Annotated in this window: 2 protein-coding genes; both read left to right on the top strand. The window is 25.3% G+C overall.

Features of this window, described 5'->3' with window-relative positions; genetic code table 4:
• Nucleotides 1-208: 208 nt before the first annotated feature.
• On the top strand, nt 209-1,714 hold the full coding sequence (locus JV175_RS01365; protein WP_308699417.1) for a TrkH family potassium uptake protein: 1,506 nt from the start codon (nt 209-211) through the stop codon (nt 1,712-1,714).
• Nucleotides 1,715-1,724: 10 nt separating this feature from the next.
• On the top strand, nt 1,725-13,151 hold the full coding sequence (locus JV175_RS01360; RefSeq protein WP_205498559.1) for an SGNH/GDSL hydrolase family protein: 11,427 nt from the start codon (nt 1,725-1,727) through the stop codon (nt 13,149-13,151).
• Nucleotides 13,152-13,154: the final 3 nt, after the last annotated feature.

Below are 13,154 nucleotides of genomic sequence, written 5' to 3'. Positions count from 1 at the left end.
TTAAATAATTAAAATTATTTATTTCTTTATTATAAAAACAATTGAATATACATAAATATTATGTTTTAAATTGCTTATTTATATATAAAGATATTTACTTATTTTGAAAAAATTCATTCTGTGGTAATATTTTTACATTATGAAAAAAAGAAGCATAAATCGCTTTTTCCATTGGAATCATTGGAACTTTTTCAATTATTTCATTAGAATGGGAAAGATTAAATATATCTTTTTGACATATTTAATTATTACATTTACGATAAGTATTTTACTTTATTTTCCAATTACTCATGCAACAAAAAATCCTTCATACAATTATAGCGACGCTTTATTTATTGCTGCTAGCGCTTTTAGTGATACAGGACTTTCAACTGTTACCGTTTCTGAACAATATAACATTTTTGGTCAAACGGTAATTGCAATTGCCATTATCATAGGAGGTTTTGGGTTTTTTACGATTAAACTTTATATTTTCGAGCTTATTTTGAGTCGATTCGGAATTAAAATGAGTTCTCATAAAGTTTCGGTAACACAACTTGAACGTGGTTCAACAGTTACAGGAGATACAAAAAAACTTATTAAAGTTAGTTTAACAACATTGATTATCACTATTTTAGTTGGATCATTTGTTTTATTTTTCTATTTTTTCTTTTCGAATCAAGGATTTTTCTTAGATGAAACAAATCCACAAAAACAACCTAATGATGTTATTACTTTTTTCCCATACCAATCACAAATTTATAATCCGCATGGAGATTGAAAGCTTTCACTAAGATATGCGTTTTTCCATTCGATTAGTGCTGTAAATAACGCAGGGTTTGACATTATTGGCGGTAATTCAATAAATCTTTACTACAAATCAAAAGGGCTACAATTAATTTTAATTGCATTATTCTTTATTGGTGGAGTTGGTTATCCAACAATTTATGATGTGTATAAAAAAATTGTTGCATTATTCCGTCGCCAAAGAAATAGAGTTAGTCTTTTTACAAAATTAAACTTAACAACATGATTAGTTGTAAGTGTATTAGGAATCATCTTAACAATTATTTTTGAAACAACAAGTGGTTCATCAAAAACATTCTGGATGCAAAAAGAATATGGAAGCACATGAGATAAACTTTTTGCAATATTCTTCAATACCCTTTCAACGCGTAGTGCAGGGTTTTCAACGGTTGATTATTATTCGTTTACGCAACCAACACAAATAATTCATGCAATCTTGATGTTCATTGGTTTTGCTCCAGCATCAACAGCAGGAGGTATTAGAAACCTAACACTTTCAATCATTTTTATTAGTGTATTTAGTGTTATTAAAGGAAGAAAGAATGTCGTGGCATTCAGTCGTCAAATTGGAAAAGAAACTCTTATTAAAGCGATTAATATTTTCATAATTGGTTTAAGTTTAATTTTTATCGGAACATTGATTGTTTCAACAAGTGCAAAATTAAGTCCAGAAGAAATTGTATTAAATGATGGTACAACAAAAATTTACGGAATGACACAGGTTTTCTTTGAAGTTTGTTCGGCGTTTGGTAGTTCTGGTCTTTCAGCTGGAATTACCGATTCACTGAATTTAGCATCAAAAATAACTTTAATTTTCTTAATGTTCATTGGACAATTAGGAATTACATCAACAATTCTTGTGTGAGGACGTCAAAAAAGCAAAGAATTAAGAATTTCAAATATTCGCGAAGACGTTTCACTTGGTTAAGGAGGTCATTATGACTAAAAAATCGATTATTGCTATCTCATCTGCATTAGCAATTGCAACAGTTCTTGCTGTTTCAATTCCTGTTAGCGTTGTTATGAGCAATAAAAATAAAGCGCCTCAAAATGAAGAACCGATTTTAACTCAAAACGATGATGTTATTCGAGGAGCGGTTAATTATGTTGCAATAGGAGACTCAATTGCGGCTGGTTTTAATACAGAATTTGGTTATGATCAAGGTGGTTTTCTGAATCCAGTAACAAACGAAGTTGAAGGACTTTCATATTCATCATATATCGCAAATGCAATAAAAATGGCAAATGATTCACAGACTCATTTGACTTCTTTTTATAATTTTGGTCTTACTGGTTCAACATTGGATGAATGAATTTATCTTCTTGATCCACAAAATTACACAAATCCTGAAATGTTAAAAAAGGTTAAATCATTTTTAACATTTGATTCAAATATTGATAAAGCAAAAAATAACCCAATTCGCATTGAAGGTAAAAGAAGAATTGAATACTTATTTAATGATTTTGAACCTAAAAATAACGAAATGGGAATTTTAACTCAACAACTAAAAAAAGCTAATTTAATGACAATCAGTTTGGGTGCTAATGATTTTATTGCCCGTGTAGACATCGCTAATTTTCTTTCAGCATTAGCTTTAGACTCGCAAACAGCTGGTCCAAAATTACAAAAATACTATGATGACTTTTTAGAACAAGCAAAAAATGCTGCTAATGTCATTGTTGAAAAGTATCAAACATTAATTTCAATGATTCGAGCAATCAATCCTGATATTAAAATCAATTTAATTTCATATCCTTTACCATTTTTAAGACTTGCTCCATTAATTGATAAAAAATTTGCTAGCATCACACCAAATGTTAGTGATCAATTACTTGCATTTTTAAATAATTCAATTAAAAAAGCAGCAAAGCAAAATGAAGTAAATTATATTAATACCTATGATGATAGTTTTTGAACTCAACATTCAAAAATACTGGCTGGAAATATTTTTGACATCCACCCAGATTTTTTAGGTTACAAAAAAATGGCTCAAGACATTTTCTTAAAAATGTCAATTAATCCTGATGCAAAAGGTGCTGATTTAAATTTTGATGAGGAATATGCTAAAAGTGATAAAAATAGCTACAAACAAATTTTAGGTTTCAAAGATTACACAAATGCTAGTTTAAAAACCTTAATTTGAGGTGTGCAAGGGATTAATGTAAGTGCTATTGAAAACGCTTATCCTTTTGAAAATAATCCTTACAATACATTAATAAAAAACTTCTTAGTAAAAAATCCAGATATTCCTGTTGATATATTAATTAAAAATTACACTCATTCGGAATCAATGATTTATGAAAGAGACCACTTCTTAAACTTGATTGAAAAATTTGCTAAAGGGGCAGGAATTGACTGAAATAATTTAAAAAATTTAAAAAAATTCGTCGATGATTTAGTACAAAATGATGAACAAAAAGAATTTATTCCACAATTAATTAACGCTTTTGTTGATACTGGTTATATCAATAAAATTTTTAATGCTATAAAAAATGATATTGATGAATTACTTGACACAAACAATATTGATGCGATAGATATTTCTAAAGTTAGCGATATTTTTAAAAAGAATTTATTAAGTACAGATATTCTTTATCAAACAATAAGAAGCTTTTTATCAAGCGATTTTGTTCAACAAAATAAAAATTCACAACGTCTAAAACAATTAATTCAAGCAGTAATTAAAGATTTTTTAAATGCTGATTTAATCAAAGTTTTTGTTGCACCAAAATATCACAAAATAATTGACGGACTTGCGAAAGATCCGAATATTTTCAATTTAACTAGCGATATGCTGTTGAACATTACTGAAGATTTAATCAATAATAAAGATTTTTATTTCAAAGAATCAAATACATTTTCTTCATTCCAAATTAAAGTTTGAAATAAATTCAAAGATCTAATTAAAGAAAATATAAAAATTATCTTAAAAAGACTTCTAAGTGATGATAACTTTGTGGAATTAGACAAAGAAATTATTATTAATTTCTTAGAAAAAACATTTAATGAAAAATTAAACGATAGTCAAAAATATGATTTAGGATATATTATTACTTCATTTATAAAATCACAACCACAAAAACCATATTTTGATGGCTTAATTGATTTTATTTTGGATGAATATTTTAAAGAGGTTGAAAAACCTGATTTTGAAATTAAAAACTTTTTAAAACAATTAATTACTAAAGTTTTATTAGTTCCGTATAAAGGAAATGAACACAATGAAGTAATTTTTTCAATTATTAATGATATTGCTAATAATGAAAAATATTTAAAAGGTTTTAAAACTATTGTTAACACAATTTTTAGTAAAAATCTTTTAGATGGAATTTCATTTACTGCCACTTCTTCAACTTCTTTTGCGATTGATAAAGAAAATATAAAATCATTAATCGTTAATATTTTTAATTCGGATATCATTGCAAAAAACAATAATGTTAAAGAAATGATTAAGTATGTTTTTGCAATGTTCATGGATTCAAGTGTTTTTAATAATCAACTTATCCCTGAATTCTTGTCAATATATGCACAAGGTAATATTTCTAATAAGATCTATGCCTTAATGAATAAAGCAGGTCTTGCTAATGATTTAAATAGAGTGTTTCTATCAGAAGGTGGATTGCTTTCAGCAATCAATAAATGATTTAATGCTTTTGTTAAAGACATGTTAAAAAATCCTGAATTAAGACAAGCATTAAAACAAACATTTTTCAATTTTATTGATAATATTGGTACATTTAAAGCTGATTCAATTGAACAAATAGCAATTAATATCGTAAAAAATATTAAAGTTTTAAACCCAAGTAGTCTTGTTGAAAAACTATTACAAGCCGTAAATTCTGATTCAGAATCAAGAACTTTAGGATTGAATTTATTCTATAAATCAGTTGAAAGTTTTGCGGGAATAACTTTAAGTGAAGAACAAAAAACTCTTTTAGCAACAAATATTAAAAAGGTTTTAAATAATTTTGTTAATACTGATTTATATAAAGACTTTTTAAATCTTGTATCAAACGACATAAATTCAGTAACACTTAAAGAATTCGGTGACAATTTATTAGCTTCTTTAAAACAATATTTTGAAGCTGATAAAGTTGTTATTTTAAACAAAATTCTTGCGGTTTTATTCGCAAAACCAAGCGGGCAAAATATTCAAATTCAGTTACATGACTGAATTAAAGCACTGCAACCAATTGTGCAATCACAAAAATTAGAGAAGCTAATTTTTGACACTTTTTCATTAAAACAAAACTTAATAAAAGCCTTAAATTCATTTAATCCAGAATCAATTAATGATCAAGAAGTTAAAAAACAACTTCAAACCGTTGTACAAAGATTTTCATTTATTATTGAAACTAAATTTGATAACATTGTAAGACCTTTTATTCATGAACTAATTGACAAAATTTTTGGACAAGCATCTCTTAATGCTTCAAAACAAGGCGGAAAACACTGATTTAATAATTATTTAAAAAATGAGTTAAAAACTTTATTTAGTAGTTTAATTAAACAACTTACACAAATTATTAATAATGATTCAACACTAAAACCAGGTATTTTAAATCTTGCTTCTTCATTCATTGAACAAATCATTAAAAAATACTTTGTAATCAATGATAAACAACAACAAGTAATTAATGATATTGTTTCAAAAATTCTTAATGCTTTAACAAATGAAAAATTATTAAATGAAACAGCAAACAAATTAATTGAACAAGTTATTTCACTATTTTCAATTGATGATAATATTCAAATCACTAACTTGTCTATTGATATCAATAATTTAAATCTAAAATCATTTGGAATTGATATTGCAATTAACAATCTAGAAAAGATATTGAATGTAATAACAGGTCCTGAAACAATTGAACTTTTAAATATTTTTAACCAAAATAAAGAACAAATTATTGATTTATTAGATAATTCTTATTCTTCTTCGTCATCAAGTTTTGATAAAAATGTAATTATTAGAATAGTTTTACAAACCATAAAAATTATTAACTCAAAATTAAGCCCTAACGAAGAATTAAAACGTCAAGCTGATGAAAAAATTCAAAGCATCGTTAACTTCATTGCAAGTAATTCCAAAGTTAAAAAACTTTTAAATGATTTTATTGTAAAGACACTAAGTTCACTTCCTATTGAAAAAAACCAAATCATTAAAATGGTTGATTTTGTTGTTAATGATTTAATAGCAAGCAGTGACACAAAACAATTATTTACAAAAATTATTGATTCGCTATTACTTGAAAACACTCAAAAAGTTCAGTCATTAAATTCAATACTTGATTTAGTAAAATATATAGCCTTGGAAAATAAGGCAAATATCGAAAAATTTATTGTCGATAACTATAAAAAAACTATATCAAATCAAACAATTAGAACAATTTTTAAAGACATAATTAAAAAAGAAATTTTAAAAACAAGTCCTCAAACAGATAATGAAAATTTAGAACAAATTATTTCGCTTGTTGACGAAATTATTGATAAGATTTCAGAATTTGACGCTTTTGATAAAGTTGTCAGCCATGTTTTAGATAATTTTGAACAATTAAAGGCAAAAAACAACAATGATATTTCAACATTTAAATGATCATCATTAATAAGTAATTTAGACATTAAAGAAATTCTTTCAAAAGAAGATATTCAAAAAATAATTGAAATCTTATTCAAAGAAAATAAAAACGATAAGTTAATTGCTTTATTTAAAGCATTTAAACCATTAATTTTTAATTTAATAAATAGAAAACCAACAGCATCTTCTACTGTTAACGAAGAACAAAATACTCAAAACAGTGTTCTTGATTTATTCAAAATGTTTGTAAACTTATTGAAAGACTCAGATAATTCAGAACAAATTATTCAAAATATTGCTGAATTTATTGTTATTGCTTTAAAAGATGTTACACAAAATGATTTAGATAAAATTAATAAACTTAACAAATTAACAGATTTACAAAAAGATGTTCTTAAAGACGCCTTTACTAATGTTTTAGAAAATGAAAAAACCACAAATTTAATTAAGTCAGTTTTAATTGATATTTTACGAAGCCAAAAACTAGAAAATGTTCAAAATTTTGCTGATATTTTAAATTATATTGTTAAAACACAATCAGATTTAAGTTTTGAAATTGCAAAAGATTTATTAAATCATGAAGTTGTTAATCCACAAAAATTAAATATTGTTAAATTAATTGTTGACTTCATTGAAAAACAAAAAGCAATTTCAATGAATGAAACTCAAAGACAATCTTTTGAAGGAATTGTTTCAAGACTTCTTGATACAATTCCTGAGCTTCAGTCAAAAGAAAACACAATTGCTAGAATCAAAAAACATCTAAAAGCAAAAGATTTATTTACTTCTAATTTAGAAATTAATCAAGAATTAATTGAAGTTATTAAGGATGAATTTACTAATTTGGATGAAATTCAATCAATAATTGCCAAAGAAGATTTAAAACCTATTTTAGTTGCTTTATTTAGTAAAGATGAACAAAATGCACAAAATTATTCCGATCAAATAAATGAAGCTATTAAGTACTTAATTCATTCAAATGGCGCTGAAGAATCAACATCAAATTCTGAAAAACCAACATTCGATATTATTGAAAAATACGTTTTAGCAGCAATTAAGTTTGTTAATAATTCTTTAAATAAAGAAGATGACAAACAATTGATTAAAAACATTTCAAACTCAGTAGTGTCAATTGCAAAAGATTACTTACAAAATAATTTTGATATTAGTACCATTGCAAAAGATTTAACTAAAAAACAAAAACAAATAATTAATGAACTTATTCAAAAAATATTTAGTTTAGATGAATTTAATCAATTACTTGAGTCAGTAATTACTCAATCATTAGCAAGCGATAGTTATGAAAATGTAACTTCGATAACTGATTTTATAAATAAATTAGTAAAAAATAATTTACAAGCAATCAAAAAATTATTTAACTCATCAATCAATAATTCATTAACTGATGAAACAATTAGAAATACACTAAGTGAAGTATTTATTGAGTTAATAAAAGACAAAGCTAATGTTCAAATAAATGATCAAAATGAAGAAGATATTAAAGCGATTTTAGGTCGTTTATTACCGCATGCATCAAAATTCAATACTCTGCAAAATCTAATCAATAAAGTTTTTGAAATTTTCGCCGATCACGATATATTGATTGAAAAGCTTACATTAAATCAAGACACTTTAAATTTAGTTAAAGATTTATTTAAAGATTTAAATACTGTTGCTGAACAAGTTGATAAAAAAGATTTAAGAAAAATTTTATTTGCTATGTTCGATATTAACAATAACTCGCAACAAGCTGTAAATCAAGTTTTTGAAACAATAAAAGTTTTCCTAAATAAATCAAATTCAGAACCAGCAGATTCAGAACAAGAATCGCAAGCTGTTACATACTTGAAATTAATTATTCCGCTTGCAAAAATTATTTCTAATTCAGTATCATCTGATAACAATGAAGAAGATCAAAAGATTATCACTTCATTAAAAGACTTATCGCTAAGATTAATTGAGTGATTAGTTAAAGATAAATTTAATGTAAACAATATTGATTCTCTATCTCAAAAACAAAAAGATTTAATAAATGCTTTAATTGATCCATTACTTGCTTCGCAACAAATTTCGGATTTCATCACTGATTTCTTAAACAGAATTTTAACCAGTGATACTTTTGAAAATACTGAATCATACGAACAATTAATTAATAAAGCATTCAATGAATTTAAAGAATCAATTATTGATAAAGCTAAAGATTTTATAAAAATTGAATTAAAAGACAGAAATATTCAAGAAAAACTAAAAGCAGTAATTATTGAATTGATTAATAATCGTTTAACAATTGAAAACAATGAAGAAATTAACTCAGTATTTGACAACTTAATCACAAGATTGTTTAATTTTGCTAACGAAAGCAATATTATTGACGCGCTTTTAGGAAGTGTAAAAGATACAATTAAAGAAACTGATGAGATATTTAAAGATAATAAAATTATTTTTGATTACAATGTCTTAATTGAAAAAATTGTTTCAGATGATTCAATTAATAAGATTTTTACAAAAGAAAATGTTAATTTATTGTTAGAAAATATTTTTGGTATTAATCAAGACTCAGAAGTTGAAGTTAATGATTTATTTAAACTTTACAAATTTGCATTAGAGTTACAAAAAGAAAACAGTTCTAAACAAAAATCGGATTCACAAGATTCAAGAATAAACATCAATCTTGTTAATATCGTTAATAAATTTGCAAATAGTTTAAGTTTAGAAAAACAAACAACAAATATTGTTATTTCGCATGTTCAAAAATTAATTCTAAAAGTTTACCAAGATTATTTAAATAATGATGCTGGACTTGAAAAATTAATTCCAAGTGCAACAGTTAACCAAAAACAATTAGTTAAGGACATCTTAAATAAAACTATAACAAATGCAAAATTCAATGATTTAGTAAATGGAATTGTCAAAGATTTCTTAATAACTGAAAATTACCAAGCTGATTCATTTACACAATTAGTTAATAAATTAATTTCAACAAATGGTGAAAAAATTATCAATTTTGTTAAAGAATTTTTTAAAGAGCTTTTAGATGATGATTCAATCAAAACACAAACCTCAGTTGCACTAGATGAACTTCTTGAATCAAAAATTAATAATCCAATTGATGAAAGAACTAAACAATCAATAAAAAATGAAATTAAGAAATTATTAAATGCATTACCACAAATAACTGTTTATCAATCAATACTTGATGAAATCAAGACATTAATTACTGAAAACAATGTTATTGGCGAAGACTGAAACTTGAATAGAACATTAATAGATAAAATTAATGAAAAATTATCATCACAAGAAGAAATTGCAAAAATTATTGATACAGAAAGTTTGAAAGCTATTCTTCAAGCAATTTTTGATGTTAATAATATTGAAAAATCTAACCAAGATTTAATAAATATTTATAAATGAATAAGACTTCAATCGCAATCGACACAACCAGTGGAAAACACTGAAGAAGGTGCTGAAACAGACGGTTCACAACAAGATAATAAACCTAAATTTAATGTTTTAAGCCTAACTTTAAATATATTAAAATCACTAAATGGTTCTATTGATAAAGGTTCAGCGCAACAAAAACAAGCAATAAAAAGTTTTGTAAAAGAAATTCTAAAATTTGAAATTTCACAGTTACAATTCACAGATTCAGAATTTATTTCATCAGACATTGAAAGAAAAATAAAAGCCTTACTAACTTCAATTGTTGAAGTTTCTTCAACCGATAAACTATTTGATACATTATTAATTAAATTCCTAGACAAAACTTACGATTTAAGTGAAAGTAATTCAATCAATGAATGAATTAAAAAACTTCTAACCTTAGCAAAAGATGATTTATCTAATAATCTAAAAGAATTGTTAAATGATTTAGATACTACTTTATCAATCAAATCATCAATAAAAGAAGTTGTTGAAGATATATTAGAAAATAAATCAAATCAAAAACTTACCGATGATCAAAAGCAAAGTATTTCAAATGTTATTGATTATGTTTTAGGTTACACTAAAGAAACACCTTTATATTTAGATATTGTCAAAAAAATAATTGACAACTTAACAGAAGTTGATTTTGTTGTAGATAATGCATTAAATAAACAAGCAATTCTCAATGCAATTAAAAAAGAAGTTACATTCGAAAAACTAAAAGAATTAGTTAATAAAAATAATATTCAATTCCTATTTAATAAATTATTTAGCTCAAATAATAGTGGAAAAGATTTCGCAGTTGTATATAAATTAATAAGATCAATTATTAAAAAACAAATCGAATCTTCAATTTCAGCATCCGCTGAAGAAGTTGCGCAAAATTCAACAAATATAGTTGATTTTGCCTTAAAAACACTTAAAGCACTGAATGGTTCTGCACCTCAAGAAACAAATTCTAATAACATTGCTGATTTTGTTGTTGATGTGACTAAATTTGAATTAAGTGAAGATGAAAATAGCTTAATCAACCTAAATAGTCCAATCGTCACAAATCAAACAATTCATAAATTGACAAAAGCAGCAGTGCAAAGTGACAAATGATTAAATAGTTTTAAAACACTAATTTCCAAATATGTAAAAGATGAAAAATCTGAATATCAATCATCTGAAACAATTAATGACTTTATTAAAAACTTCATAAAAACTAATAAAGATGAATTATCTACAATTTCAATTGAAATTCTTTCATCAGCATTTAAAAAAGAAGAAGATGCCAAAAGTCTAGCGGTTGATTTATTTAATTACTTAAACGATACAAAATCATTGCAATTAAATATTCAAGATCCAAAATCTCAAGCCTTTGTTGATTACGCAACAAACATATTAACAACATTTAGTTCAAAAACATTTATTAAAGATGCAATTAAGAAAATAATTGAACAATTGGGAGAAATGGATTTCATTGAAGGTGAAACACTACAAAGAAACTTTATTCCTGAGTTGATTAAGAAAATTGTTAAAAATATCGATTGAAATGTAATTCTTACAAACGAATTGCCTGAATATGTTGTCGAAGTATTAATCCCTACTGAAGGTCTTAAAACTTCTGATGGACAAATTAACCAAATACAAGCAAGTCAAAATACTGAAAAACTATACAATCTTCTTGAATTTGTCTACAAAATCTTAATTTCTAAATCAACACCTGATTCAAATGATACTGAAGCAACTACAGAAGATTATGATAATGATTGATACAAAAAAGCTGAAGGAATTATTTTAAAAATTACAAAATTATTTAATAATTCAATCAGTCAATCATTAGAACCAGAAGTAAGAAAAACCAAAGCTAAAATTCTTTCAGATGCTTTTGTAAAAATTGCTAAAAAAGCAATTTCCGAAATTGATTTAGCAGCATTGTTTGATAATCAAAACATTGATAAAGAAAAAGTTAATTCATTTATTAAACAAATTTCTGAATATGAATCTGTTTCAAAATTTGTTTCAGAATTATTTACTGATTTCTTTACTACAGACTACAAACAATGAAAAGAATGAAAAGACAAAGATGATGAATCAATTCAAAAATTCTTATCATTATTTATTCGCCATAAAAAAGATTCAATCAAAGAGCTAATTAAGAATTCAATTAATACTTTTGTTTCAAATAAAGAAAACCGTGACAACCTTGTTCGTCAATTATTTAAATACATGAACTTAGAACAAACAACTCAAGATGATGTTGATTTAGTTTCGAATATTATTAATGGAATATTACCTAAATTACTAAGTCATAATTGATTTGAAAACAAAGTTCTAAACCGTGCTTTCTGATGATTAGATAAAAAAGCATTAGAATTTGATCTAAAAAATCCAACAAAATGAATCAATGATGCATTCCTAAAAGTTAAAAGTGGAATTACACCTGATGATTTAACCATCATTCTTGAATGAATGGGTGATGAAGATGGAAAAGTTATTAAATCACAAGAATTCATGAAATTAATTAATCTATTCTTCGGAAAATCAAACTTTGAAAATTCATTATTATTCAATGGTTTAAGAAATCTAAATATGGATGAAGATCATTCAAAACGTACTTCGAAGAAAGATTTAGATGCTATTACAGGAAACAATTTAATAGAAGTTATCAAAAAAGCAACAGCTAAAAAAGAATCTAAACCACCTGCAGATGAAAATCCAGATTATTGAGTGCAAGCTCCTGGAAGTGTAATCGATATTATTTCAAAAGGATTTGAATTATTAGCAAAAGCCTATAACGATGCAAAAATATCAGAAAGTTATTGAATGTTTGCAGAACGTCGTAAAAGACCAGAATGACAAGCGATATATCGTTACCTAGTAATGGTTGAATATGCTGTCTTTGAAATGTACTTCCGTGAAACAAATGCAAATGAAAGAGAAAATGGTTTCATTGGAATGATGTATTCAAAAATTGCAATTATGTGAACAATTCTTGAAGACAAAGCAAGTGTTATTAATGTTAATAAGTTCCTTGGTGGAAAAATTAGTAATGCAAAAATTAGAAATGAATTTGTTGACTACTACAATGATTATTCATGATGAAAAGGTTATAAATATCCAGACGAAAATACATATAAACCAGATTCAATTATTTATATAATTTCAACAAGTGGATATAAAGATGGAGACCCTGAAGCCAAAAAAGTTGATTTAAATATAAACTTTGCAATTGATAAAGCGGGAACAAAATTAACAAAACGTGAATATATCTTAAAAACAATTAAAGCCGGTGGTTGAGCTGAATTTATGAATGCAAGTAATAAACAATCTGGCAACGTATATTCAGAATTATCACGTGTAAAACCAGGAAAATATTAAAAA

The organism is [Mycoplasma] gypis, from assembly GCF_016924775.1.
GTDB lineage: Bacteria > Bacillota_I > Bacilli_A > Mycoplasmatales > Metamycoplasmataceae > Metamycoplasma > Metamycoplasma gypis.
This window is presented reverse-complemented; position numbering and strand designations above follow the sequence as displayed.